Raw genomic sequence first — 24,788 nt, forward strand, 5'->3', positions numbered from 1 at the left:
GCTCGGCCGGTTCGGATCTGGTTCCACCGTGCACCACGGCACTGACAACGCGTTCCGACCTGGGCAAACGCCGTCGCCGGGGCCGATTGTCAGTGGGGGGATCTACCTTCGGAGGCATGACTCAGCAGGGGGTGCGCTGGACCGCGGACCAGGTGCTGGCACTGGCGCCTGACGACGCGTCACGCAGGGCGGGGAGCAGGCTCGGCACGGCCGGTCCGTGGTCGGGGACCGGGCAGGACGGGGGGACGGTGTGGGGACTGTGCGGGGGCAGCGGCAGCAGGCCGTACCAAACGGTGGTCGACCTGTCGGGCCCGGCCGGCCCGGCGTACCGGTGCAGTTGTCCGAGCCGGAAGTTCCCGTGCAAGCACGCCCTGGGGCTTCTGCTGCTGTGGGCGGGCGCGGCCGACGCGGTGCCGCCGGGGCCGCCGCCGGACTGGGCGGCGCAGTGGCTGTCCGCGAGACGAGAGCGGTCGGCGGACAAACGGCAGGCGGGCGAGGCCGGTTCGGCGTCCGGTGCGGCCGATCCCGAGGCGGCGCGGCGCAGGGCGGAGCGCAGGGCCGAGCGGATCACCGCGGGCACGCTGGAGTTGGAGCAGCGGCTGGCGGACCTGCTGCGCGCCGGCCTGGCGGGCGCCGAACAGGCGGGATACGGGATGTGGGAGGAGACGGCGGCCCGCATGGTCGACGCCCAGGCGTCCGGGCTGGCCTCGCGGGTGCGGGAGTTGGGGGCGATCCCGTCGTCCGGCCCCGACTGGCCGGTGCGGCTGCTGGAGGAGTGCGCGCTGCTCCACCTTCTCAACCGCGCATGGCTCCGTCGTGATTCGCTGCCGGACGGCCTCGCGGCCACGGTCCGCTCGCGCACGGGCCTGCCCGCCACGGCGTCGGGCCCGCCGATACGGGACCGGTGGCTGGTCCTCGCCCAGTACGACACGGCGGACAGTCGCCTGACGACCCGCCGCATCTGGCTGTACGGCGCGGAGTCGCACCGCACCGCGCTCCTCCTCTCCTACGGCGCCGCCGGCCGCGCCCCCGAGCTGGCGCTGCCGGTGGGGCTGACCCTGGAGGCGGAGGTGTCGCCGTACCCGGGCGGGGCCCGGCAGCGGGCGGCACTGGGCGAGCGGTTCGCGGCGCCGACGGCCACGGAGATACGCCCGCCGGGCATCTCCACGCCGCAGGCCGCCGCCCGGTACGGCACGGCGCTGCGGGACGACCCGTGGCTGGACTCGGTGCCGGTGACGCTGGACCGGGTCGTGCCGACCCCGGACGGTGACGCGTGGCAACTGGCCGACGCCGACGCGGACACGGCGCTGCCACTGACCCCGGCCGCCCGTGCCCGCCCGGGCCTGTGGCGTCTGGTCGCCCTGTCGGGCGGCGCCCCCGTCAGGGTCTTCGGCGAGTGCGGCCACCAGGGCTTCACCCCGCTGACGGCCTGGCCGGAGAAGGGAGGCACCGCGGTCCCCCTGTGCTGACCGGCTGCGGAGAAGGAAGGGCCCATGAGCAGCCGCGTGCCCAGCCCCGCGCACGGGCCGAGGGAAGGACAGAGGAAGAGGCAGATGAACAAGACCCCGACCACCACCACGTCGCCCACCGGACCCGCCACCACGTCGCCCACCGGACCCGCCACCGCGTCGGCCGCCGGACCAGGCACCAGACCGGCCACCGAGTCCACCCCCACGTCCGCCACCGGACCAGCCACCGGACCAGCCGCCACATCGGCCACCGAACGGGCCACCGAACCAGCCACGCGGTCCGCCGCCACGTCCGCCACGTCCGCCACGTCCGCCACGTCCGCCACCGGACCAGACACCGAACCGGCCACCAGGCCAGCCGCCCCCGCCACGTCGACCACCGGGCCAGCCGCCCAGTCCCCCGCCACGTCGACCACCGGGCCGGCCGCCGGGCCGGCCACCATGTCGGCCGCCACGTCGCCCCCCGTCTGGGAGGAGTTGGTCACCGCGGCGCTGCTCGGGACCGGGCGCCGGACTCCGCCCGGGTGTCCGCCGGGCCCGGACGCGCCGTCGGCGCTGCTGGACGCGGCGGCCGAGGCGACCGTGCGGCGCCGGTCCGGGCTGCGGCCCGCGCGTGCCGCGCGTCGTCCGGCCCCGGCGCCCGAGGACACGCGTCCGTCGCTGCCGCCCGCCGCCGCGCGCCGGCTGGCGATGCTCCTGGCGGACCGGTCGGGCACGTCCGGCGGAGGCCGCAGAGGGTCGGCACCGGATCTGATGGAGTTGCTGCCGCAGTGGCTGGCGGCCGCCAACTGCCACGGTTACGCGGCCCCTCCCGAGGCGCTGCCCGCGCTGCTGGACGCGGCCCGAGGCAGGACCGACCTGCGTCCGGCGGCGCTGACGTTCGCGGGGCCGCGAGCCCTGTGGCTGGCCCGTCTGAACCCGGACTGGCGCTTCGCCCTGCGCGCGACCCCGGGCGGCGGCACCGCCCTGCCCCACCCGGAGGAGACGGAGCGGATACGCCGCCTGTGGCGGGAGGGACTGTTCGCCGAGCGGGTCACCCTGCTCTGCGCGCTGCGCTCCCGCGACCCGGCCGCCGCGCGTGAGCTGCTGGAGTCGACGTGGGCGACGGAGCGGGCCGAGGACCGGCTGATGTTCCTCGACTCCCTGCGGACGGGACTGACCTCGCGGGACGAGCCGTTCCTGGAGCGGGCGCTGGCCGACCGCAGCCGGAACGTGCGGGCGACGGCGGCGGAGCTCCTGTCCGCCCTGCCGGAGTCGGCGCTCGCCGCGCGGATGGCGGCCAGGGCCGAGGCGTGCGTGGCCGTCGACCACACGCACAGCACGCCGACCATCGGCGTCGAGGCGCCCCACGAGTGCGACGCCGCGATGGAGCGGGACGGCGTGATATCCAAGCCGCCGGCCGGGCGGGGTGAACGCTCGTGGTGGTTCGGCCAGTTGGTGGAGGCGACGCCGCTCGGGGTGTGGCCCCGCAGACTGGGCGGCCGTACGCCGCGGGAGATCGTCGCGCTTGAGGTGGCGGACGGCTGGCAGGGCGAGCTGCACGCGGCGTGGTGCCGGGCGGCGGTGCGCCAGCGCGACGCGGCGTGGGCGCGGGCCCTCCTCGGGGAGCCGACGGCGCCGGAGGCGGGCGGCCCGGGCGCGGTCTCCCTCGCCGAACGCGCGAAGCTGCTCGGCACGCTGGGGCCCGGTGAGCGCGCCGAGTGGGTCGCGGGGTTCATCGCGACGCACGGGCTGTCCGAGGCGTTCCAACTGCTCGGGGTGTGCGCGGTGCCGTGGGCCCCGCCGCTCGGCCGGGCCGTGGTCGACGCGCTCAACATCGCGCGGGACGCGGGCAGTTACCCGTGGAGCTTCAGCGGTGTGATGGGCCTGGCCGAGCGCTGCCTCGACCCGGCCGAGGCGAGCCGCCTGGACGGCCTCCTCGCCGTCCCGGACGAACCGGAGGACGCCTCGCCGGGCGCCGTCGGCTACTGGGCGGAGGCCTTTCAGCGCCTGGTCACGACGCTGCGCCTGCGGGCGGCGATGACGGACGAACTCCGCCCGCCGACGCCGACCGGCGCCGACACCGACGCCGGTCACCCATGAGCAGCGAGCACCGGCCGCGCTTCCGCCCGGCGCCGGCCCCGGTCACCCGTGGCCGGGCCCCGGCACCCCCACGGCCGGATCAGGCCCCCGCCGGCTGCCTCACGTTCGCGCGCACCCAGTCCACGATCGACGCGGTCGTCGCGCCGGGCGTGAAGATCTCGGCGACGCCCTTCTCCTTCAGCGGGGCGATGTCCGCCTCGGGGATGATCCCGCCGCCGAAGACGAGGATGTCCTCCGCGTCCCGCTCCTTCAGCAGCTCGATCACGGCCGCGAAGAGCGTGTTGTGCGCACCGGAGAGGATGGACAGGCCGATCGCGTCGGCGTCCTCCTGGATCGCGGTGTCGACGATCTGCTCGGGGGTCTGGTGGAGCCCGGTGTAGATGACTTCCATACCGGCGTCGCGCAGCGCACGCGCGATCACCTTGGCCCCGCGATCGTGGCCGTCGAGCCCCGGCTTGGCCACCACCACGCGGATCGGACCGGCTGCCACACCCATCACTGCCTCCATGAACGACTGCACCATCCGGTAAGGAACCGTATGGAACCTACGGCACCCGGTCCCACACCGGCCGGGAAGTGAACGAACGTTATCTCCAGCATCCCGCAACCGTCCGTTTCGCGGTGCGGAGGGAGGGGGAAATCACACAGTGGGACACGTTCATCGCACACCGTTCCCGGATCCGACGGCCCCACACCGCACGCGCGGCACGCGCCGCGCACGCCCGCGACACGGGGCCCTCACCACCGGGACGAAGCTCTCACGGGAGCCGCACGAGGTCGCCGTACCGCCACGCCGAGGCCGCGCGCCGTGGCGGTACGGCGCATCCAGCGCGACCGGCGCGTCCGGCGAAGGTGCCGCGCCCGTCGCGCGACGCGCCGCGGCTCTCCACTAGGGCACCGGGGGACAGAGCCGCCCTCCGCGCGCCAACAGGAGGTCGGCCATGAAGGTCACCGGGTCGGATCTGCCCCTTCTCCCGCTGTGCCGGCGGCTGCTGCCGAACCTGTCCGCGGCGCTGCTGAAGGCCACGGCCCTGGAGGTCGCGATCCTGACCGCGCACCTCGCGCTGTACCCCAGCGGCATCGCGCAGGAGCGCCGCACCCCGGCCCGGCCCCCGCTTCCCGGACAGCGCGACGGCACGGCCGCCCGGCTGCCGTCGGACACCAGGCCCCCGGTCGTGCTGCTGCACGGCTTCATCGACAACCGCTCGGTCTTCGTCCTGCTGCGCCGCAGCCTCGCCCGGCACGGCGGACAGCGCGTCGCGTCGCTCAACTACTCGCCGCTGACGTGCGACATCCGCACCGCCGCCGAACTGCTGGGCCGGCACGTGGAGGAGATCTGCGAGCGCACCGGCAGCCCGCGGGTCGACATCGTCGGGCACAGCCTCGGCGGCCTGATCGCGCGCTATTACGTGCAGCGGCTCGGCGGTGACCACCGCGTCCGCACGCTGGTGACCCTGGGCACGCCGCACTCCGGCACCCGGGCCGTGCCGCTGGCGAACGCGCACCCGATCGTGCGCCAGATGCGTCCGGGGTCACCGGTGATCGACGAACTGAGCGGGCCGGCGCCGGGCTGCCGTACGCGCTTCGTCTGTTTCTGGAGCGACCTGGACCACGTGATGGACCCGGTGGAGGCGGCCTGCCTCGATCATCCGGACCTGATCGTGGAGAACGTCCGGGTGACCGGGATCGGCCACCTCGCCCTGCCGGTCCACCCGGCGGTCGCGACGGGGATACGCCGGGCCCTCGACGAGGCGGGCCCGGACACGGGCGCCGCACCCCACGAGGACGGCCGGACGGTGGCCTGACCTCGAAGCCCCGCAACACGCCCGAACCCCCACAGAAACCCGCGCGCTCACGGGCCCGCCGGCGTCCGAACTGCGTTCCGAACAAAGGTGATCCACAACAGACCGGAAGCCGGTCACTATCGAACGCCCGTCGAACACAACACCAAAGTCGTGCCCGTCGTCCGCCGAAACACGGCCGAATGCCCGTTTCCTGCGAGCGCGAAACCTGCCGAAGATTGTCGCGCCCGCGTACCGCCGGGTACAGTCGCCGCACTGCTCTGGCAGCCCCTGTTGTCGAGGCGAAAGAGAAGTTGGTGAACGACCGTCACCCGTCGGGGACCATGACCACCCCGGCTCCGGCTTCCGACGCCGCCTCCGCGGATTACGCGTCCTATGGCACACCGGAAGCCCAGTACGGCGACTTCACCACGTACGGCGCCTACGACGCCACCGCTTTTGCCGCCGCCCCCGGCTACGACCAGGGCGCGCACGCCACGACCACCTTCGCGGCCGACCCCCTCTTCGGGGACCTCCCCGGCGCCGACACCACGACGGGCACCGGCACCTACGACGCCACCCAGTGGACGACCGGCGGCCACGACGTACCGGGCTACGACGCCTACGCCGCCCAGCAGCAGGCCGCCCAGCACGCCGGGTACGACACCGGCGCCTACGACGCGACCGCCTGGACGTCCGGCTACCAGCAGGTGCCCGTCGTCCCGCAGCAGGCCACCGCCCCCGAGGCCACCGGCCAGTGGGAGGCGGGCTCCTGGCTGCAGCCCGACCAGTCCGGCAATCCGGCCGACCAGACCCAGCACTGGGAATGGGGCACGCAGGCCTTCGACACCGGCGCGTACGACGCGACGCAGTGGAACACGGACGGCACGCCGCAGCAGCAGACGGACACGTCCGGCCACGGCGAGCACTACGAGCCGCACGGCGAGCCCTACGACGGGCAGCCCGACGCGGCCTTCGACGCGACGACGCCGTACGACGAAGCCACCGACGCCCAGGCCCACTCCCCGTACGACGACCCGGCCCGGGACCTCCCGGACCACACGGAAAGCCCGGACGGTGGCGAGCCGTTCACCGCCGCCGGCGGGGCCTCGACCGGTGAGCCGCTCCTCGACGAGCAGGAAGAGGTCGTCGTCACGGGCCGCGCGGCCGCCCGCGCCGGTGCCCGTTCCCGGCGCCGCTCCCCCGCCAAGCGCTCGGCGCTGATGACCGTCGCCGTGCCCTCCGCCTGCGTGATGGGTGTCGCCGGTATCGCCGCCGCCTCGGTGAGCGGCCTGACCGAGGACGGCGCCCAGGAGACCAACACCTCGGCGGCCGACGCCAAGCCGGTGCAGCCCGCCGCCGCGAACAACAAGCTGGACACCCAGCTCGAGAGCCTCACCGCCGGCGCCGACGACTTCGCCGACCGGGCCAGCCGTACGCAGGAGCGCATCGACCTCAAGGCCCAGCAGGAGGCCGAGCGGAAAGCGGCGGCTGCCGAGGCGGCCCGCAAGGAGCGCCTCCGCCCCAAGTTCGCCCTGCCGGTCGCACAGCACGGCCTCAGCGCCTACTACGGCCAGGCCGGCATCAACTGGATGTCCGTCCACAGCGGCATCGACTTCCCCGTCTCGTACGGCACGACGGTGATGGCCGCGACCGACGGCACGGTCCGCACGCAGTGGAACAGCGCGTACGGCAACATGATGATCGTGACCGCGAAGGACGGCACGGAGACGTGGTACTGCCACCTCTCCACCTACCGCGTCTCCTCCGGCGCGACCGTGAAGGCCGGCGACCCGATCGCGTACTCGGGCAACTCGGGCAACTCGACGGGCCCGCACCTGCACTTCGAGGTCCGCCCGGCCGGCGGTTCGGCGATCGACCCGCTGAGCTGGTTCCGCAGCCACGGCCTCGACCCGCAGTAGGCTACGACCCGCCGGAGCGGAAACCCCGGGACGACCCGCCGGAGCGGAAGCTCCGGGACGCCACCCCGTACCCGACGGGTGACGCCCCTCTCCTCGCCTGCCTGCCTGCCTGCCTTCTACAGCTTCTCGACCGGCGCGTACCTCAGCAGCAGCCGCTTCGGCTTGGCGTCGCCGAAGTCGATCGTCGCTTCCGCGTTCGCTCCCGTGCCCTTCACCGCGACCACCGTGCCGAGCCCGAACTGGTCGTGCGTGACCCGGTCCCCGACCGCGAGCCCCACGACCGGCTTCTCGTCCGCCGTACGGCGCGTGGCGAAGCCGGAGGCACCGGACGCCGACGAGCGGGAGCGGGACGAGGACAGTGACGCGGCCACTCCGGACGCGGGCCCGGACGCCAGGGGCGCGGTCGCCCCGGTCCGCTTCCACTCCACGTACGCGCCCGGGATCTCCTCCAGGAAGCGGGAGGGCGGGTTGTACGACGGCTGGCCCCAGGCGCTGCGCAGGGTGGAGCGCGTCAGGTAAAGCCGCTCACGCGCGCGCGTGATGCCGACGTAGGCCAGGCGGCGCTCCTCCTCCAGTTCCTTGGTCTGGCCGAGGGCGCGCATGTGCGGGAAGACGCCGTCCTCCATGCCGGTGAGGAACACGACCGGGAATTCGAGACCCTTGGCGGTGTGCAGGGTCATGAGGGTGATGACGCCGTCGCCGTCCTCCTCGTCCGGGATCTGGTCGGAGTCGGCGACCAGCGCGACCTGCTCCAGGAAGTCGGACAGCGAGGCCGACTCGCCCTCCGCGCGCTCCTGCTCGAACTCCAGGGCCACGGCGGCGAGTTCCTGGAGGTTCTCGATGCGGGTCTCGTCCTGCGGGTCGGTGGAGGCCTGCAACTCGGCCAGGTACCCGGTTCGTTCGAGCACGGCCTCCAGGACGGTGGCCGGTCCGGCGCCGGACTCGACGATCGTGCGGAGGTCCTCCATCAGCGTGTTGAACCGCTTGACCGCGTTCGTGGAGCGCGCGGCCATGCCGTACGCCTCGTCCACGCGCTTCAGCGCCTGCGGGAAGCTGATCTTCTCGCGCTGGGAGAGGGCGTCGATCATGGCCTCGGCGCGCTCGCCGATGCCGCGCTTGGGGACGTTGAGGATGCGGCGCAGCGGCACCGAGTCCTCCGGGTTGGCCAGCACCCGCAGGTAGGCCAGGACGTCCCGGACCTCCTTGCGCTCGTAGAAGCGGACGCCGCCGACGACCTTGTAGGGCAGGCCGACGCGGATGAAGACCTCTTCGAAGACACGGGACTGGGCGTTGGTCCGGTAGAAGACGGCGACGTCCCCGGCCTTGGCCTCGCCGGCGTCGGTGAGGCGGTCTATCTCGTCGGCGACGAACTGCGCCTCGTCGTGCTCGGTGTCGGCGACGTACCCCGTGATGGCGGCGCCCTGACCGGCGTTGGTCCACAGGTTCTTCGGGCGGCGGGACTCGTTGCGCTCGATGACCGCGTTGGCGGCGCTCAGGATCGTCTGCGTGGAGCGGTAGTTCTGCTCCAGCAGGATCGTCGTCGCGTCGGGGTAGTCCTCCTCGAACTGGAGGATGTTGCGGATGGTCGCGCCGCGGAAGGCGTAGATCGACTGGTCGGCGTCGCCGACGACGCAGAGTTCGGCGGGGCCGAGGTCGTCGGGGCCGGGGGGTACGTCCTCGTCGTGCGCGCCGGTGCCGACGAGTTCACGGACGAGGGCGTACTGGGCGTGGTTGGTGTCCTGGTACTCGTCGACCAGGACGTGCCGGAAGCGGCGGCGGTAGTGCTCGGCGACGTCCGGGAAGGCGCGCAGCAGGTTGACCGTCGTCATGATCAGGTCGTCGAAGTCGAGCGCGTTGGCCTCGCGCAGGCGCGACTGGTACAGCGCGTACGCCTGGGCGAGAGTTTTCTCGAAACCGTCGGCGGCCTGGGCGGCGAAGTCCTCCTCGTCGATCAGCTCGTTCTTCAAGTTGCTGATCTTGGCGCTGAAGGACTTGGGCGGGTAGCGCTTGGGGTCGAGGTCCAGGTCGCGGCAGACCAGGGCCATCAGACGCTTGGAGTCGGCGGCGTCGTAGATCGAGAACGACGACGTGAAGCCGAGCTTCTTGCTCTCGCGGCGCAGGATGCGCACGCACGCGCTGTGGAACGTCATCACCCACATCGCGTTCGCGCGCGGGCCGACGAGCTGCTCGACGCGCTCCTTCATCTCACCGGCGGCCTTGTTGGTGAAGGTGATCGCGAGGATCTGGCCGGGGTGGACGCCCCGCTCGGCGAGGAGGTGGGCGATGCGGTGCGTGAGCACGCGCGTCTTGCCGGAGCCGGCGCCGGCCACGATGAGCAGGGGGGAGCCGGAGTGCACGACGGCCGCGCGCTGGTTGTCGTTCAGCCCTTCGAGCAGCGCCGCCGCGTCGATCACCGGGCGGGGGGCGCCGTCCCGGTAGTGGGTGTCGCGGTCCGGGGGCAGGTCGAACTTCCCGCCGAACAGGTCGTCCGGAACCGGTTCCGGTACGTGGTCGTCCTCGGGGGGCGGCGGGGGCTCTTCCTCGTGGGCCCTCGGGGCCTGGAGGCTCGCCAGGAAACTGTCGTCAAAGAGGCTGCTCATCGCTCTACGAGTCTAGGGCGCCCCACTGACAGCCCGCCGCCACCTCGAGAACATCACACGGTTCGCACCGGACGGGCGGACCGGGACTCAGAAGTTGAGGATCTTCCAGAGCTGGCCGCCCGGCGTCTTCTTGCCCTCCATGACGGTGCCGTCACGGTCCGCGACGGACCAGGCGGAGACGTAGAGCTTGCCGTCGTGCGGGTCGATGGCGAGGCCGGCCGGGAACGGCACCTTCACGTTCGTGCGCCGCTCGTGGGCGCGCGCGTCCTTCACACGCGCGTCCTTCGTGTGGGCGCCCTTCGTGTGGGCGCCCTTCGCGTAGTGCGAGACCTTCGTCACGACGCCGCCGAACAGCTGGCTGACGTAGAGGTCGCCCTTGCGGTTGACGGCGACGCCGGTGATCGGGCCGAAGCCGGACTTCCAGTCGAGGATCTTGCCGGTGCGGACGTCGACGCGCCACACGCGCGCGGTGGGCTTGTCGGTGAGGCCGTTCAGCTCGCCGACGTAGAGCTTGCCGTCGGGGCCGAGGGCGAGGGAGGTGGGGACGGCCTCACGCCCGTCGTGGTCGGGGAAGACCGTGAAGGGGCGGGCCTTGCCGGACTTCGAGACCTCGACGAGGTCGTTCCCGGCGGCGTCGGCGACGATCTTGCGCCCGTCGGGCAGGGCGAGCACGGCGTACGGGTTGGACTCGACGGACGTCTTGTGCGGGTTGTGCCGCAGCTCGACGGCGGTGATGTCGGCGGCGATCCTCGCCTTGCCGTGCTTGATCTTCAGCAGTTTGCCGAGGGTGTTCCAGGGCGGGGTGGTGGGGACGCCGGAGCCGGGCGGGGCGTAGGTCTCGACGGCCCACAGGCGGCCGTGCAGGGCGGAGACGCCGTCGACGCCCGTGGCGAAGCCGCCGTCCGGCTGCGCGATGGACGGGAGCCCCTTCACCACCCGGTGGTGCTTCCACGCGCCCTTGTGCCAGTGCACCTTGGTGACGGCGGAGGTCAGGCCGATGCACATCTCGCCCTCGGGTCCCTGGCCGATGCACTTCTTGCCGCCCCGTCCCGCCTCGGCGACGTACAGGTTCCCGTGGTCGTACGAGAGCTGCCGGGGGTTGTCGAGACCGGTCGCGACGACCTTGACGACCGGCTTGCCGGCCGTACGTCCTCCGTCGGCGCCGGCCGTACGTCCTCCGTCGGCGCCGGCGGGTGCGACGCCCGCGCAGACGGCGAGCGCGACGCCCGTGGCGACGACGAGCGCGGCTCGCGTTCTGGGTTTTCTCATGCCGTACATGCCCTACCTCTCTCAGCGGCCACGGCACCGCACCGTGGCTGGCTGGAAAGTAGCGACCCGGAACGGGATAAGCGCCTTGTAACGTTCAAACCACGTCCGAACCCGCCCAAATCCCTCCAGATAGACCACTGCGCGCAAATCCTCCCGATAGACCACTCCACGCAAGGCCCTGACCGAAGGTCACGAAAATGTATCGGGCATATCACCCACCAACCTTCACAGGCACCACACGGGTTGGCTACCGTGCCGGGCAGGCCGCACGACCCCCACCGGCGAAGGTCGCCGGGCCGCGCGGCCTCCGCCGAGTCCGGCGCGCCCGAACGGCGTCCGGAGCCGGGGACCCACCGACCTTGGGGTGAATCGGCCGAGCTCCCTCGTGAGCCGGCCGTAGGGCACACCTTCCGACCCAACCGCCCGAACCCGACAGCTAACTCGGTAGGCGGAACACGGAAGGAGTCGCCTCCCTTGGCGTCGCACCGCAAGCCACGTCCCGCCCAGGCGCGCGTCGCGGGCATACGGACCCCCGCCCTCGCCACGGCGGCCCTCACGTCCGTGGCACTGCTGTCCCAGACGGCCAACGCCGCGCCCGCAGACGACCGACCGAGCCTCGAAGAGGTCGAGAAGAAGGTCGACGACCTCTACCGCCAGGCGGAGTCCGCGACCGAGAAGTACAACTCGGCCAAGGAGAAGACCGCCAAGCAGCGCAAGCAGGTCGACACCCTCCTGGACGACATCGCCAAGCGCACCCAGGAACTCAACGAGGCCCGCGAGGAGCTCGGCTCCTACGCCGCCGCCCAGTACCGCACCGGCGCCGGCGTCCCCGACACCGCGACCTTCCTGCTCGCGGACACACCGCAGGACTTCTTCGACCGCTCCCAGCTGATGGACCGGCTCACCGGCCGACAGAAGGAAGCGGTCGACGCGTACTTCACGCAGCAGTCCGCGACGATGAAGAAGCGTCAGGAGGCCACCAAGAGCCTGGAGACGCTCACCGACTCGCAGACCGACCTGAGGACGGCGAAGGCGACCGTCCAGAAGAAGCTCTCCGAGGCGCGCGAGCTGCTGTCCGAGCTGACCGCCGAGGAGAAGGCGCGGCTCGCGGCGATCGAGAAGAAGAAGCAGGAGGAGGCCGCCCGCAAGGCCGCCGAACTGGCCCGCCAGCAGGAGGAGGCCGCCCGCGAGGCCCGCGAGAAGGCCGCGGCGGCCGAGGCGGCGGAGCAGGAGCAGGAGAGCGGCTCCACCGGCGGTTCGACGGGCGGCTCCACGGAGACCGGCACCGGCGGCTCGGACTCGTCCACGACCGACCCGACGTACGCGAGCAAGGGCGAGAAGGCCGTCTCCTTCGCCCGCGCCCAGATCGGCAAGCCGTACGTCTGGGGCGCCACCGGCCCCGACTCCTACGACTGCTCGGGCCTGACGCAGGACGCCTGGCAGGCCGCGGGCGTCAGCATCCCGCGCACCACGTGGGACCAGGTCAACGCCGGCACGACGGTCCCCGTCTCCCAGGCGCAGCCCGGCGACCTCGTCTTCTTCTACGACGACCTCAGCCACGTCGGCATCTACATCGGCAACGGCATGATGATCCACGCGCCGAAGCCGGGCACGTACGTCCGCGAGGAGTCGATCTTCTACGACGGCGAGTCGTCGATCCACAGCGTGGTGCGGCCGGCCTGAGCCGCCGACCGCGTCACCGGATCCCCAGGACTCAGGTCCACAGGACGGCGATGAAGATGTTCGCCGTGGTCAGAAGGCCGACGAGACCGAAGAGGCTCTTGTCGGCCTTCTCCTCGTCGCGCTTCACGTAGACCAGGCCGAGGATCACGATCAGCAGGGCCAGCTTCACGCCGATCTTGATGTTGTCGACGGTCTGGTCGTCGGCCTGGTTGAGGCCGACCAGGACCATGCCGGTGACCAGCATCGTGACGGCGCCGTGCAGCATGGCGGGGGTGAAGCGGGCGGTGCCCGCCCCCATGGCCTTCATCTGAGTGAGGAAGCCGCCGAGCAGGGCGGCGATGCCGATGATGTGCAGGCCGACGAAGAGATGGATGAGTACGTCCATGGTCCCGGAGCCTAGCCGGGGCGTCGCGAGGGCCATGGGCGGCCCCGGCGGCACAGCCTCGCTGAAGGACTCCATAACACCGCGCCGCGCCCTCCCGCCGCCGAATCGGGCGGATCGGTCACGGCGCTGCGGGAAGTCGACCGTGGCGGAACGGTACTGCGGTCGGTTCCGGGCACGGAACGATCCCCTCCCACCAGTTCCGTGCAACGCCCGGCCCGGACCGCGCAACCGCGCCTAGCGTCCTGTCCCAGGTGACCGGCGCTCCACAGGCCGCCCGGCGGGGGCGGCGGCCGGACACCTCCTCCAGAAAGTCCGGCGGCGGCACGCTCCCCCCTTACGGGCCGCCGCCGGACGCGGAACCCGCCCCCGCGGCGGGCGGCGAAAGGACGTGGATTCCGAGGTGGCAGCGCATCGCAAGCCCCGAAAACGCGCGCCGGGCGGCGGCAGATCCCGTACGGCGGCCACGATCGCCCTCGCGGGCGCGGCGACGGCGACGGTCCTCGACGGGACCGGGCACGCCGAGCCGCGGCCGACGCCGGCGAAGGTCAGGGCGGAGGTGGACCGGCTGTACCGGGAGGCGGAGGTCGCCACCGAGAAGTACAACGGCGCGAAGGAGAAGGCGGAGGCGGCCGAACGGCGGCTCGGGGACCTGCGGGACGAGGCGGCGCGCAAGCAGGACCGGGTCAACGAGACGCGGGAGGCGCTGGGTTCGGCCGCGGCGGCCCAGTACCGCGCGGGCGGACTGGACCCGGCGCTGCAACTGGCCCTCTCCGCCGACCCGGACCGCTACCTCGACGGGGCGGAGTTCGTGGACCGGGTGGGCGTCCGGCAGCGGGCGGAACTCGCCCGGATGCGCGAGCAGGTGCGCGAGGTGGAGAAGCTGCGCGGCGCGGCGCGCGTCGAACTGGCGTCGCTCAAGTCCCGTCAGGCGGACCAGAACCGCCACCGCAGGACCGTCACCGGCAAGCTGTCCGAGGCGCGCCGCCTCCTGGCCCGCCTCACGGCGGAGGAACGGGCCCGCAGGACACTGGCCCCGCAACGGGCGTCACGTTCCTCGGCACCGACGGCGCCAGCGGCGGGCGAACAGGCCGCCACACCGGCGTCCGCACCGGCGCGCGCGGCCAACTCCCGCGCGGCGGCGGCCATCGCGTACGCCTACGGCAAGATCGGCGCCCCCTACGTCTGGGGCGCGACCGGCCCGAACGCCTTCGACTGCTCGGGCCTGACCCAGGCGGCGTACCGCGCGGCGGGCATCTCCCTGCCCCGCACGACGTACACCCAGATCAACGCGGGCCGCCGCGTCTCCCGCGCCGAACTGGCCCCGGGCGACCTGGTCTTCTTCTACTCGGGCCTGAGCCACGTGGGCCTCTACATCGGCAACGGCAAAATGATCCACGCCCCGAACCCGTCGTCCACGGTCCGGGTGTCCCCGATCAGCGAAATGCCGTTCGCGGGGGCGACGCGGGTGGTGTGACCAGCCTCGGCGAACGGATCGAGGTACGCAGGTGAGCGGTCCGGGCGTGCACGGCGGCGGGATCCATGCGTGTCGGCTCCTTCCGTAGGCCGGTTCCCGCGCCCGCGGCGGCGTTGGTGTCGCGGCAGGCTCGGCAGAGGCCGCCGGGGAGGGCTTCGGGGCGGCCGGGGACGCCGCAGTCCGTGCACTCCATGAGCAAGCGACGCGGCTGTACGGCCGGGATTTCCGGCACCGGAGGCATCTTGTCCACGAGTCTGCGCCGGACGAACGCCCGTGGTGAGTGGACCTGTTCGGGCAGCCCGGCGACGAGGATCCGCAGAAGCTGATCCGGACTCACGTCACGGGCAAGCCAGTCCGCGGCCAGCGGCTCCAGCGCGGCGCAGTCGTCGGACGACAGCGCGAGACGCGGGTCGCTGAGGCCGAGCCGGGCGAGGGTGAGGTGGGCGGTGGAAGGGGTGGAAACGTGCGGCCTCGGAGAGGGTACGACGGCAGCCGGGGCGGGGGATTCGACGGCGGTGTCCTTGAGTTCCGCGGCGGGCGCAGCAGTCAGGTCGGCTCCGGCATCCGCCGCGTCGCCGTCGAGGAATCGCGCCCACCAGTCGTCCTGCCGGGCGATCCGTGACCAAAAGGTCCGGAAGACCCACCGGGTGCCGTGAGTGACCCCGTCGGTGGGCTCCACACGGCACCGTACGCGCCGCAGGTGGCCGGCCCTGCCCAGCGCGTTCAACGCGGACCGTACGGCCTGCTGACCGTAGAGCGGCTGGGCCTTGGCGATCGTCTTGGCGTCCATCGCGGCGTTGTCGCAGAGCCGGTCGAGGAGACTCGCGAGGTACGCCTCACGGGGCGGGAGATGAGTGAAGTCGCCGGGCCGGGAGGGCGACTGACCGGGGACGGAGCGCTTGCCGTACCCGGGTTTGGCCATGGGATGGGCTGCGTGTGCAGGAGGGGCAGCGATACAGTTTTCGTAAGCCACGAGATCGCCTTTTCCGATCTTGGGGTGAGACCCCGGCGGGTGTTGGCGCACCCGACCGGGGTTGTTTCGTTGCTGCGCACGCTAGAGGGTGACGACACGCCGTCGCAACCCGATCACGAATAGTCATCCTGCCTGGCAGAGCGGCGAGGGAAGGGTGGGTGGTGGGTTGAACCCAGCCACCCATTCCTTACAAAAGAGGCTCGAATCCCGAACCGCGAAGCTCGGAGCTCAGGCCCCGGCGCGAAGATGCCCGACGAAGGTGTCCCAGGCGCCCCCGGCGACGGCGAAGGTCGGACCGACGTCCCCGAGCTTCGAGTCCCGGACGTGGACGGCGTGGGGGCAGGGGGCGACTTCGAGGCATTCGCCGCCTTGGTCGTCGCTGTAGCTGGACTTGCGCCAGGCGTAGGCGACCTCTAGGCATGCGCCGCCTTGGGAGTCGCTGTAGCTGGACTTGAACCAATCCAACGGTTCCGTCATAGCTCCTCTGCCGCCTTCCTGATGAACGCCGCCGACTCCTCAACTCCGAACGCCTGCATGCGGATCATGCCATGCACCTGGGCCAGATCACTGACCTTGTCGCCACCTGTGTGCAGCACGCTTGCCTCCGGCCCTTCGACGTATGCGAAACGCTCGTGGTCAACAGTCTCCAGCAAGATGAAGGATCCGTTGAGGGCAAGCCCGCCACATTTGCCGAAGGGCAGCACCTGGATCGACACGTTGCGCAGGGCGCCGAGCTCCACAAGTTGCCACAGCTGCTGCCGCATGACGTCCCGCCCGCCCACGCCCGTGCGTAGGGCGGTCTCGTGGATGACAAAGCCGTACACCGTGTTCACTCGGCGGGCCAGCGCCTCCTGTCTGCGGAGCCGCGCCTGCACGCGCGCTTCCACCGTCTCGTCGTCCAACGGTGGGCAACTGTCACTGATCAGCGCCCAGGCGTACTCCCTGGTCTGCAGAAGCCCTGGAATCAACGCGAGCGAGTAGTCGTGTACGGCGATGGCCTCGGCCTCCATGGCCATGTATTCCTGCGACCGAGCGGGGTAAGGCTCAGGTTTCAGGAACTCATGACCGGCGACCAACTTCCCCCGCGCCCCACACATCTGGTCCGCCACCTGCAAGAACCGCAACGTCGGCCTGCGGCGCCCGCACTCCATTGACTTGACGTACTCGTAGTCGTACCCGGCCTCGTCGGCCAGCGCCTGGCGGCTCACGCCCGCTTCCTCGCGCCAGAGCTTGACCTGGCCGCCGCAGTACCGCCAGTTCTGCTGGGCTTGTTGGGACTCCCCGGACACCACGCCACCCACCACCTCGCACCGACACGGCGGGTACAACCGCACTGTGTACCCGCTCCGCTCCTCGCGAGCGTAGGGACAGAAATCCAGGCTGGTCAGCGGAACTGACGGGAAATCACACGCAAGGAACCCCACATGCCGACGCCTCCCGCGCAGCCCGAGTCGGACATCGACCTGGAGATCGAGTGGCACCTGCCCCGCCACCCCCGCAGTGTCAGCCGCGCACGGACGCTGCTGCGTGAACAGGCCACGGCCTGGAAGCTCCCGGACGGCGTGACGGACACGGCGGTACTGCTGCTCAGCGAGCTGATGACCAACGCGTACCGCCACGCGAAGGTGCCCCGTGGACGCGAGATCTGGGCGCGCTGCGTGCTGGACCCGGATCACCTGCGCGTGTCGGTGACGGACGCGGACGACACACTGCCGAAGCCGAGGGAGGCCACGCCGGACGACGACTCGGGCCGGGGTCTCGCGCTGGTGGCGGCTCTGGCGGACGACTGGGGAGCCGAAGCCCGCGCCTGCGGCATCGGCAAGACCGTCTGGTTCACCGTCGCGACGTCACCGAGTGAGAGCGTCCGTGACGACGCCTCTGATCAGCCGTAGCTTGGCCAGCTGCCGCCGCCGTACGAGCTTCTGTTCATGCAGCGGCAGATAGCGTTGCTCGAAGTCCCGCTGAGCCGCTCGGCTCGGCAGTTCCACCTCCACATCGAGCAGACGCCCCGGACTGAGGACCACCCTGTCGGTCGTTCCTGTCCGGGCCACGTCGACCAGGCGATCCTGTACATGCGGCAGTCTCAGCCAGGCCGCCAGGTACTGCGGGGACAACAGATTGGTACGGGACCTGAGACGGATGGCGTGGGAAGACGGCGCCCCCCGGTCCGGGCTGCCCTGCCACAGGTCGACGGCGAAGCCCTCGTCCGTCCTCACGGCAGACAGCAGGACATCGCCGTCTGCCGGTCCGCCCGCGCTGCCCGAACGCGCCGACACGAGGAGATCGCGCAACGGCACACTCTTCACACCGTCCTCGTCCAACGCCCCCGGGGCCAGCAACGCGAGTGGTTCCACCAATTCGTCGAACTCGAGCTTGGCCAAGGCGGCTTCGACCACCTTCTCGGCGTCGATCAGCTCGTGGACGACGGCTGCCATCTCCCGCCGTCCGGAGACGGTCCGCGCGCTCTGCGCGGTGAGGTTCCAGGCACGCCGCTGCGACCACGGGTTGTTCTGCGCCGCACCCTGTGAGGTGCCGTACAACTGCTTTTCGATCTCGCGGAAGGACAGACGGTACTTCTCCTGCCAGCGGCCGTACGTCCGGATGAGCTCCCCACGTCTGGCCACCAGCAGTTGTTGAAGTCTGCCGGCCAGGCCGGCACGCAGGATTTCCCCTACGAGGTGACGTTCTCCGGCGGTGGCCATCAGTTCACGGCGTGCCTGTGCAAGCCGTGACAGGAAGCCCGTTTCCAGAGCCTCGAGGGTCCTTCGGGCTTCGGCCCGCTGCCGCCTGATCGCGCGCAACCTGTCTCTGGCCGCGGTCACTTCGAGCGGCTCGGCCACGTCGGTCGTGCCGCTCCCCGCTTCCTCCCTGTCGGCCTCCGCGGCCTCCTGAGCACCGGCCAGCGCGGCTTCCGCTTTCTTCACCTTCTGCGTCAGCTCGGCCAGGCGGCCACCCACCGACGCCCGCTCTTCCAGGAAGTCCGGCACGAGGGACTTGACCACCTTGTGCTCGAACGCCTGCGATCGTACCGACGACCGGTGCGCGGCACGCCCGCTGGAGACCGGATCCTCCACGGGCCCGAACAGTGTTTCCACCGTGTCGACCCATCCGTCCACGACACCGTGGAACCCGACGGTCGACAGTGCCTTCAACTCATGCTTCGTCTCGTGCCACCAGCCCTCCGTCTCACCTGCGAGTGCGTGACGGTCCAGGAGCCCCACCGTCAGAAGGTGCTCCACCAAGGAGACCGTCAGGATTCCGCGCAGGCGGGCGAGCCCGGTCCCGGCATCGAGTCCCGCACCGTCGTCCTCCCCGGCCGGAGCGAGCGCCGCGACCTCCGCCGACGCCGTCTGCCACCACTCGTCGAAGGCGGTCCACAGCCGCTGCTCGGCCCCACGAGTCAGCTCGGTCAATCTCTCCCGGACCGCCTGCTCGTCCTCCGGCCGGAAGTCGACGTACGCGGCATCGCCCGGCCGCACGGCGAACAGATCCTCCACCGTGAGCCCGTACGCGTCCAGAAGCGGTCTGCTCGTCTCGATCTCGGCAAGGGGCACGCCACCTTCGACATACGCCCGGATGTCCTGGAACTCCGGGGGCGGCGAGCTGTCGACATACCTGCCGATGCCGAGGCTTGAGTCGTTGGCCCTCACCTCGTCGGCCGACACGACCTTCGCGAAGCCCTCAACGTCCTCGAAGGCATGGAAGACAGAGACGATCTTCCCTACGTGTGCGGGAAGGAGGACGTTCTGGGCGCGCTCCCGGTGGAACTCACGGTCCGCGTTGACGATCAGCACCTTGCCCCGGCGCTCGGCCGTCTTCCGGCCCGGTGCCCTGAGAACTACGACGCAGGCAGGTGTGCCCGTCCCGTAGAACAGGTTGGGAGCGAGACCGATCACCGCCTCGATCACGTCGGCCTTCAGCAGTTCCTCGCGGATTTCCTTCTCCGCACCGCCTCGGAAGAGGACCCCGTGAGGCATGACCGTGACGACCGAGCCGCCCCGCTGTTTCACCATGTCCAGCATGTGCTGGAGGAACATCAGGTCGGCCTTGCCGCGCTCGGGCGTCGCGCCGTACGGCATGCGCTGCTTCAGGCGAGGGACCGCGTCTTTCGAGTAGTCCATCGAGAAGGGCGGATTGCTGAGGACGAGGTCGAAACCGCCCTCGGGGTGGCGGGGATCGGTGAGGCTGTCGCCGGTCCGCAAGGAGAAGTTCCTGGCCCCGTGGAAGAGCAGGTTCATCATGGCCAGCCGCCAGGAGCCGGCGTTGGCGTCCTGCCCGGCGAGGCCGAGGCCACGGGAGTCACCGCCGTGCTCGTCGACGTACTCGATGGCGTGGACCAGCATGCCGCCCGATCCCACGCAAGGGTCGTACACCCTCATGCCTTCGTGCGGACGCGCCAGTTCCACCATCATGCGGACGACGGCACGCGGCGTGTAGAACTCGCCGCCCTGGAGGCCGGCGGAATCGGCGATGGCCCTGATCAGGTACTCATGAGCCGCACCGATCACATCGGGCGATTCGAGATCCTCGTCGCACAGCCGAAGGGAGCCGAAGTAGCCGACGAGCGCCGCGACGCGCTCACCCGCCCAGCTGCCCCGACCGAATCTGTGCCATCCGATGTCGTCGAACAGGCCGCGCAACACGCGGTTGTCCTGGTGGGATTCGAGTGCCGCGAAAGCCTGCCGAAGGCGGTCCACCACCACGTCGTCCTCGGCCGAGGCGACCCTTTGCCACGTGGCCTCCGGCGGAACGGCGAAGACCCCCCGGTCGGCATCCGGCCCTCGTGCTCCGTCGAACTGGTCGTTGACACGCTTGAGGAAAAGCAATGCCACGATCAGGTCGCGGCACTCCGCGAGGTCCATGGTGCCGCGCAGCATGTCGGAGGCCGTGAAGAGATGACGTTCGAGTTGCGCGAGCGTGAGCGTGGCCACGTACGAATCTCCCCGGTACTTCCTGCACTGCACTCGTCAGTAGTCGATGACGTCCAAGCCGTCCTCGACGAATGTCCATACGTTCGTGTACGGGTCCCACTGGTTCGGGTCGGGGCTGCGCTCGTGGCGGCCGGCGAGTTTCTCCGCGTGGCGTCGCGCGGTTGTGTAACGGCCGCTCAACTGTCCCTGCTTGATGTGCTTCGCCTGCTCGTCGGACACGGATCGGATGGTGGGACCGTAGGTCCGCGCGAAGCCCTCTTGCTGCTTGAGCAGTTTCGCGGCCGTGCCGCACACTCCGCCGAGGGTGCCCGTGTAGTTCTGGTAGTGCAGCAGCCGCCACAGTTCGAAGCACGGGTGGGAGTAGGCGATGTGGAGTTCCTCCCGCTTGGCCTTGGCGAACGCGGCGGGAATGTCCTCGTGCTCATCCCGGTCGAACAGGCACCACACCTGGGGCCAGTTCCAGTCCTCCGGCTTGATGCCCGCCTTGCTCGCCGTGCGCCGGACCTCGTGCCACTTCGCGATGGCGTCCTCGACCAAGGGCAGCGGCTTACGGCGCTTGCTCGGCGCACCGCGATTCTCGACCTTGCAGACGATCTCACGACCGGGCTCCTTACGGATTCCGTTGTCCGTCACGAACGTGACGAAACCCGGCTCCGTGACCATGCCCTCGGTGAACACGTACACCTCGCGGCGCACCTGCCGACGCTTCTTGGTCCGCGCCGGATTCTCCCGCCCCCTGTCCCTCGCCATCAGGAACGCTCTGCCTCCCCCGCCAGTGCCGCGAGCACCATGCGTCCGATCTGCCCCTGATCCACGTTCGGAACGGCCCCGTAGGCACCGGCCAGATAGGAGTCCTCCAGGTCTTCTTCCGGCTTGGGCTCGAAGTCGCTGAGCGGATACAGCTCCGTCGCTCCGCTCTTGTCCTTCTCCGTCAGCCAGATCTGCGCCGGTTCCAGTGGCCTTCCGCCCCTGGGGTTCTTGAGCAAGGACGCGTCGTGGGAGGTGAAGAGCAACTGGGCGCCCTTCGGATTGGACCAAGGAGCCTGGAACAACCGGACCACCTCGGCCGCGAACCGCGGATGCAGACTGGCGTCCAACTCGTCGATCAGGAGGACCGCGCCGCTGTCGAGCGCCAGCAGCAGCGGTCCGATCAGAGCGAACCAGGAACGGGTACCGAACGACTCCTGCGCCCATTCCAGAGCCACCGCGGTGTCGGGATCGCTTCCGTGCAGGAGTTTCACGGCGGGGACTTGGTCACCGGGGCGACGCTCGACCTCCGCCCCCTGGATCCCCAGGTCCGCGACCTTCAACAGCTCCCTGACCCGCTCCTTGTTCCGGTCGTCGAGGAGCTGCTGAGCGGTGTAGCTTTCCCGGTCCCGCAATTCGGTTTCCGGGGTGATGTCCCACAGGTTCGACCGGAACCAGTCGTAAATGGGCCACAGTTGTGGGTGGTTGTCGCTCGCCGCGCGGCTGAGGAGCAGCGCGTTGGGACGCGTGGAACGGGCCAGGCGAGCCCGGTCGTGCACACGGTCGGCCGGAAAATCGAAGACGTCCTTGCGTGAGGCATCCCGGTCGAGCCAGACCTGTCGGCGGCCCTTCGGGTAGGCATGAAGCCACTCCGTCTCGACCCGTCGGTCGCCCAGCTCGAATCCGTAGGTCCATCGCACGCCGTCGTCCAGGATGAAGTCGACCTCGTAGAAGGAACTGCCTTCGGCCGACGCGGTGTCGAGAGCGAACGGCTCACGTTCGGGAACGCCCGCGTAGGAAGTCCACAATCCGTACGAGTCCAGAACCGCGCTGCGCATCTTCTTCAACGCCGTGATCACGTTGGACTTGCCCGAGGCGTTGGCTCCGAAGACTCCGACGACCGGGTAGATCGCCAGTTGCTTGCCGTCGGACAGCCGGACGGTACGCGCCGCGTCGGATTCCTCGCCGGGCGGGACGACGAAGGAGAGCTCCTGCTCGTCGCGCAGGGACCGTACGTTCGCCGTACGGAATCGCAGCAGCATGCGGCCCTCCTCCCGTGGCACACAGCGTAACGGTGTGATCGCGGACACGCCTACGGCACGGTCACACCAACCGCCGAGCCGTAGCCCACCGAGTCAGCTCGTGCCGGTTCGACAGCTGGAGCTTCCTCAGGACCGCCGAGACGTGGGACTCGACCGTCTTGACGGAGATGAACAGTTGCTTGGCGATCTCCTTGTACGCGTAGCCGCGGGCGATCAGGCGGAGGACTTCCCGTTCTCTCTGCGTGAGGCGGTCGAGGTCCTCGTCCACCGGTGGGGCGTCCGTGGAGGCGAACGCGTCGAGGACGAAGCCGGCGAGGCGCGGGGAGAACACCGCGTCGCCCTCCTGGACCCGGAAGATCGAGTCGATCAGGTCCGTGCCGGTGATCGTCTTCGTCACGTAGCCGCGCGCGCCGCCCCGGATCACGCCGATGACGTCCTCCGCGGCGTCCGACACGGAGAGGGCGAGGAAGCGGACGGGCTGCTCGGCGTCGGCCATCAACGGGGCGCAGCGGCGCAGTACTTCGACGCCGCCGCCGCCCGGCAGGTGCACGTCGAGGAGGACGACCTCGGGGCGGGTGGCGGTGATGACCGTGACGGCCTGGTCGACGTCGGCGGCCTCGCCGACGACCTCCACGCCGGTCTGTGCGGTCTGGCCGATCTCGGCCTGGACGCCCGTGCGGAACATGCGGTGGTCGTCGACGAGGACCACGCGGACGTGGCGCCCGGCGGACGTGCCGTCGCCGGCGCCGGGGACCTCCGCCGGCCCCGCCCCTTCGGCCGCTCCGGTCGGTCCGTTCGTCTCGGTCGGGTCACTCATGACGTCTTCTCCGCCCTCTCCATCTCCAGCTCGACCTCCGTGCCGCCGTCCGGCACCGCCCGCAGCCGGGCCGTGCCGCCGTTTCGCTCCATGCGGCCGATGATCGATTCTCTGACGCCCATGCGGTCGGCGGGTATCGCGTCGAGGTCGAAGCCGGGGCCGCGGTCCCGGACGGACACGAAGACCGTCCTGCCCTCGACTTCGGCGTAGACCTGAACGGCGCCGCCCTCGCCACCGTACTTGGCGGCGTTCACCATTGCTTCCCGCGCGGCCTGCATCTGTGCGGAGGTCTTCTCGTCCAGCGGGCAGTCGCCGACCACGACGACCTCTATGGGGACGCCGTGCTTGTCCTCCACCTCCGCCGCGTTGCGCCGCACCGCGTCGGCGAGTGTCGTGGGCTCGTCCTCCTCGTCCTTGCCGGTGCCTTCGGGTTTGTAGAGCCAGGTGCGCAGGTCGCGCTCCTGGGCGCGGGCGAGGCGGCGGACCTCGCTCGCGTTCTCCGCGTTGCGCTGGATCAGGGTCAGGGTGTGCAGCACCGAGTCGTGGACGTGGGCGGCGACTTCGGCGCGCTCCTGGGCGCGGATGCGCATCAGACGCTCCTCGGAGAGGTCCTGCGTCATGCGCACCAGATAAGGGCCTGCCAGCAGCGTTATCCCGACGAGGACGGCGAGGGCGGCCTGGAGGAGGGAACCGAGGTGGGCGGCGGAGCCCTGGAGGACGAAGATGCCGGAGATACCGACCGTCACCAGCAGCACGCCGCCGACGGCCCGCAGCAGCGTGACCGTGCGCCGGTGGCGGCCGACCTCGGCCCAGCGGGCCCGCCGGGCGTTGTCCGCCTGGCGCCACACCAGGGCGACGCCGGCGCCCACGAGGACCATGGGCCACAGATAGACGCGGGCCCCGCCGCTCAGATTCACGTTGCCCACGAAGACCATGGCCACCACGACCATGAGGAGCAGCGCGACGATCTGGCCCCGGTCGGGCTTGCGGGCGACGAGTCTGCGGCGGCCGTCGGGCGAGGTCTCCGAGCCGACGAGGGAGGGCGGCTTCTGCGCGTCGACGCCGCCGACTCCGAGCGGCACGAAGAACCAGAACGCCGCGTAGAGCAGGGCGCCGAGGCCGTCCGCCATGAACAGCCCGACGAAGACCAGCCGGACCCAGATCACGGGCAGCCCGAGATGCCCGGCGAGCCCCCGCGCCACACCACCGAGCCAGCGTCCGTCGCTGCTGCGGTAGAGCTTGCGCGGCGGCCGCGGTTCGGCGAGGGGCGCTGCTGCGGCTTCCGGCATGCCACTGATGGTCACACGACCGGCCGAGCCGGGCATCAGGGTCCGTCCCCGAGACACCCCTGATCTTCGGCCCGGGATGTGCTCGAACGCTTCCCGGGCGCCGG

General features: G+C 71.0%; 19 protein-coding genes and 1 riboswitch. Of the genes, 7 read left to right on the plus strand and 12 right to left on the minus strand.

Annotated elements, in window-relative coordinates; all coding sequences use genetic code 11:
- Nucleotides 1-116: 116 nt before the first annotated feature.
- Together ACZ7D7_RS03115 and ACZ7D7_RS03120 are read left to right on the plus strand one after the other, a co-directional pair.
- Complete coding sequence (locus ACZ7D7_RS03115) at nt 117-1,469, plus strand: SWIM zinc finger family protein (RefSeq protein WP_470821883.1); 1,353 nt, start codon at nt 117-119, stop codon at nt 1,467-1,469.
- A 441-nt stretch (nt 1,470-1,910) separates the two neighbouring features.
- Entirely contained in the window at nt 1,911-3,551 is a 1,641-nt protein-coding gene (locus ACZ7D7_RS03120; protein ID WP_470822444.1) for a DUF5691 domain-containing protein, read from the plus strand.
- Nucleotides 3,552-3,630: 79 nt separating this feature from the next.
- Here the strand turns inward: ACZ7D7_RS03120 and ACZ7D7_RS03125 are convergent, their stop codons facing one another.
- Nucleotides 3,631-4,047: a cobalamin B12-binding domain-containing protein gene (locus ACZ7D7_RS03125; RefSeq protein WP_468100080.1), complete on the minus strand. Its 417-nt coding sequence runs from the start codon at nt 4,045-4,047 to the stop codon at nt 3,631-3,633.
- Between the two features lie 445 nt (nt 4,048-4,492).
- Here ACZ7D7_RS03125 and ACZ7D7_RS03130 point away from each other — a divergent pair, with 445 nt between their 5' ends.
- A complete protein-coding gene (locus tag ACZ7D7_RS03130; protein WP_470821885.1) occupies nt 4,493-5,356 on the plus strand; it encodes an esterase/lipase family protein in 864 nt (287 codons plus the stop codon).
- Nucleotides 5,357-5,535: 179 nt separating this feature from the next.
- Complete coding sequence (locus ACZ7D7_RS03135; protein WP_470821887.1) at nt 5,536-7,254, plus strand: M23 family metallopeptidase; 1,719 nt, start codon at nt 5,536-5,538, stop codon at nt 7,252-7,254.
- Nucleotides 7,255-7,370: 116 nt separating this feature from the next.
- On the opposite strand, the gene pcrA is transcribed toward ACZ7D7_RS03135, so the two are convergent.
- Together pcrA and ACZ7D7_RS03145 are read right to left on the minus strand one after the other, a co-directional pair.
- A complete protein-coding gene (gene pcrA / locus ACZ7D7_RS03140; protein WP_470821888.1) occupies nt 7,371-9,854 on the minus strand; it encodes a DNA helicase PcrA in 2,484 nt (827 codons plus the stop codon).
- A gap of 87 nt (nt 9,855-9,941) precedes the next feature.
- A complete protein-coding gene (locus ACZ7D7_RS03145) occupies nt 9,942-11,123 on the minus strand; it encodes a ScyD/ScyE family protein (protein WP_470821890.1) in 1,182 nt (393 codons plus the stop codon).
- Between the two features lie 298 nt (nt 11,124-11,421).
- A riboswitch (cyclic di-AMP (ydaO/yuaA leader) is annotated at nt 11,422-11,589 on the plus strand.
- A gap of 8 nt (nt 11,590-11,597) precedes the next feature.
- Between ACZ7D7_RS03145 and ACZ7D7_RS03150 the strand changes: the two genes are divergently transcribed.
- Nucleotides 11,598-12,806: a C40 family peptidase gene (locus ACZ7D7_RS03150; protein WP_470821891.1), complete on the plus strand. Its 1,209-nt coding sequence runs from the start codon at nt 11,598-11,600 to the stop codon at nt 12,804-12,806.
- 31 nt (nt 12,807-12,837) lie between these two features.
- On the opposite strand, the gene ACZ7D7_RS03155 is transcribed toward ACZ7D7_RS03150, so the two are convergent.
- Nucleotides 12,838-13,191, minus strand: coding sequence for a hypothetical protein (locus tag ACZ7D7_RS03155; RefSeq protein WP_470821892.1), 354 nt, complete (start codon nt 13,189-13,191; stop codon nt 12,838-12,840).
- A 400-nt stretch (nt 13,192-13,591) separates the two neighbouring features.
- On the opposite strand from ACZ7D7_RS03155, the gene ACZ7D7_RS03160 reads away from it, so the two are divergent.
- The gene (locus ACZ7D7_RS03160; protein WP_470821894.1) at nt 13,592-14,665 is read left to right on the plus strand and encodes a C40 family peptidase; all 1,074 of its coding nucleotides are present in this window, start codon (nt 13,592-13,594) and stop codon (nt 14,663-14,665) included.
- On the opposite strand, the gene ACZ7D7_RS03165 is transcribed toward ACZ7D7_RS03160, so the two are convergent.
- The 3 genes from ACZ7D7_RS03165 to ACZ7D7_RS03175 all read right to left on the minus strand — a co-directional run bounded on the left by ACZ7D7_RS03165 (nt 14,625) and on the right by ACZ7D7_RS03175 (nt 16,930).
- Nucleotides 14,625-15,587 (minus strand): hypothetical protein, encoded by a 963-nt coding sequence (locus tag ACZ7D7_RS03165; RefSeq protein ID WP_470821895.1) that lies wholly within the window; start codon nt 15,585-15,587, stop codon nt 14,625-14,627. The genes ACZ7D7_RS03160 and ACZ7D7_RS03165 overlap by 41 nt on opposite strands.
- A 279-nt stretch (nt 15,588-15,866) precedes the next feature.
- Entirely contained in the window at nt 15,867-16,115 is a 249-nt protein-coding gene (locus ACZ7D7_RS03170; protein WP_470821897.1) for a DUF397 domain-containing protein, read from the minus strand.
- Complete coding sequence (locus tag ACZ7D7_RS03175) at nt 16,112-16,930, minus strand: helix-turn-helix domain-containing protein (protein WP_470821899.1); 819 nt, start codon at nt 16,928-16,930, stop codon at nt 16,112-16,114. The genes ACZ7D7_RS03170 and ACZ7D7_RS03175 overlap by 4 nt, the downstream gene beginning before the upstream one ends.
- 132 nt (nt 16,931-17,062) lie before the next feature.
- Here ACZ7D7_RS03175 and ACZ7D7_RS03180 point away from each other — a divergent pair, with 132 nt between their 5' ends.
- A complete protein-coding gene (locus ACZ7D7_RS03180) occupies nt 17,063-17,530 on the plus strand; it encodes an ATP-binding protein (RefSeq protein ID WP_470821900.1) in 468 nt (155 codons plus the stop codon).
- Here the strand turns inward: ACZ7D7_RS03180 and ACZ7D7_RS03185 are convergent.
- The 5 genes from ACZ7D7_RS03185 to ACZ7D7_RS03205 all read right to left on the minus strand — a co-directional run bounded on the left by ACZ7D7_RS03185 (nt 17,486) and on the right by ACZ7D7_RS03205 (nt 24,684).
- Complete coding sequence (locus ACZ7D7_RS03185; RefSeq protein ID WP_470821902.1) at nt 17,486-20,569, minus strand: N-6 DNA methylase; 3,084 nt, start codon at nt 20,567-20,569, stop codon at nt 17,486-17,488. The two genes, ACZ7D7_RS03180 and ACZ7D7_RS03185, sit on opposite strands and share 45 nt — an antisense overlap.
- A 36-nt stretch (nt 20,570-20,605) precedes the next feature.
- Entirely contained in the window at nt 20,606-21,319 is a 714-nt protein-coding gene (locus ACZ7D7_RS03190) for an RloB family protein (protein ID WP_470821904.1), read from the minus strand.
- The gene (locus ACZ7D7_RS03195) at nt 21,319-22,578 is read right to left on the minus strand and encodes an AAA family ATPase (RefSeq protein WP_470821905.1); all 1,260 of its coding nucleotides are present in this window, start codon (nt 22,576-22,578) and stop codon (nt 21,319-21,321) included. Before ACZ7D7_RS03195 ends, ACZ7D7_RS03190 begins: the two co-directional genes overlap by 1 nt.
- Before the next feature lie 61 nt (nt 22,579-22,639).
- Nucleotides 22,640-23,395, minus strand: coding sequence for a LuxR C-terminal-related transcriptional regulator (locus ACZ7D7_RS03200; protein WP_470821907.1), 756 nt, complete (start codon nt 23,393-23,395; stop codon nt 22,640-22,642).
- A complete protein-coding gene (locus tag ACZ7D7_RS03205) occupies nt 23,392-24,684 on the minus strand; it encodes an ATP-binding protein (protein ID WP_470821908.1) in 1,293 nt (430 codons plus the stop codon). Before ACZ7D7_RS03205 ends, ACZ7D7_RS03200 begins: the two co-directional genes overlap by 4 nt.
- Between the last annotated feature and the right edge of the window lie 104 nt (nt 24,685-24,788).

The sequence above is a fragment of the Streptomyces sp. NPDC037054 genome, from assembly GCF_055606745.1.

What these genes read in the sequence shown, in the direction of transcription:
- ACZ7D7_RS03155 (WP_470821892.1), bottom strand. Translation starts at nt 13,191, where the DNA reads ATGGACGTACTCATCCATCTCTTCGTCGGCCTGCACATCATCGGCATC.
- ACZ7D7_RS03130 (WP_470821885.1), top strand. Translation starts at nt 4,493, where the DNA reads ATGAAGGTCACCGGGTCGGATCTGCCCCTTCTCCCGCTGTGCCGGCGG.
- ACZ7D7_RS03165 (WP_470821895.1), bottom strand. Translation starts at nt 15,587, where the DNA reads ATGGCCAAACCCGGGTACGGCAAGCGCTCCGTCCCCGGTCAGTCGCCC.
- ACZ7D7_RS03205 (WP_470821908.1), bottom strand. Translation starts at nt 24,684, where the DNA reads ATGCCGGAAGCCGCAGCAGCGCCCCTCGCCGAACCGCGGCCGCCGCGC.
- ACZ7D7_RS03190 (WP_470821904.1), bottom strand. Translation starts at nt 21,319, where the DNA reads ATGGCGAGGGACAGGGGGCGGGAGAATCCGGCGCGGACCAAGAAGCGT.
- ACZ7D7_RS03135 (WP_470821887.1), top strand. Translation starts at nt 5,536, where the DNA reads ATGCCCGTTTCCTGCGAGCGCGAAACCTGCCGAAGATTGTCGCGCCCG.
- ACZ7D7_RS03125 (WP_468100080.1), bottom strand. Translation starts at nt 4,047, where the DNA reads ATGGGTGTGGCAGCCGGTCCGATCCGCGTGGTGGTGGCCAAGCCGGGG.
- ACZ7D7_RS03170 (WP_470821897.1), bottom strand. Translation starts at nt 16,115, where the DNA reads ATGACGGAACCGTTGGATTGGTTCAAGTCCAGCTACAGCGACTCCCAA.
- ACZ7D7_RS03200 (WP_470821907.1), bottom strand. Translation starts at nt 23,395, where the DNA reads ATGAGTGACCCGACCGAGACGAACGGACCGACCGGAGCGGCCGAAGGG.
- ACZ7D7_RS03195 (WP_470821905.1), bottom strand. Translation starts at nt 22,578, where the DNA reads ATGCTGCTGCGATTCCGTACGGCGAACGTACGGTCCCTGCGCGACGAG.
- pcrA (WP_470821888.1), bottom strand. Translation starts at nt 9,854, where the DNA reads ATGAGCAGCCTCTTTGACGACAGTTTCCTGGCGAGCCTCCAGGCCCCG.
- ACZ7D7_RS03180 (WP_470821900.1), top strand. Translation starts at nt 17,063, where the DNA reads ATGCCGACGCCTCCCGCGCAGCCCGAGTCGGACATCGACCTGGAGATC.
- ACZ7D7_RS03115 (WP_470821883.1), top strand. Translation starts at nt 117, where the DNA reads ATGACTCAGCAGGGGGTGCGCTGGACCGCGGACCAGGTGCTGGCACTG.
- ACZ7D7_RS03145 (WP_470821890.1), bottom strand. Translation starts at nt 11,123, where the DNA reads ATGAGAAAACCCAGAACGCGAGCCGCGCTCGTCGTCGCCACGGGCGTC.
- ACZ7D7_RS03120 (WP_470822444.1), top strand. Translation starts at nt 1,911, where the DNA reads ATGTCGGCCGCCACGTCGCCCCCCGTCTGGGAGGAGTTGGTCACCGCG.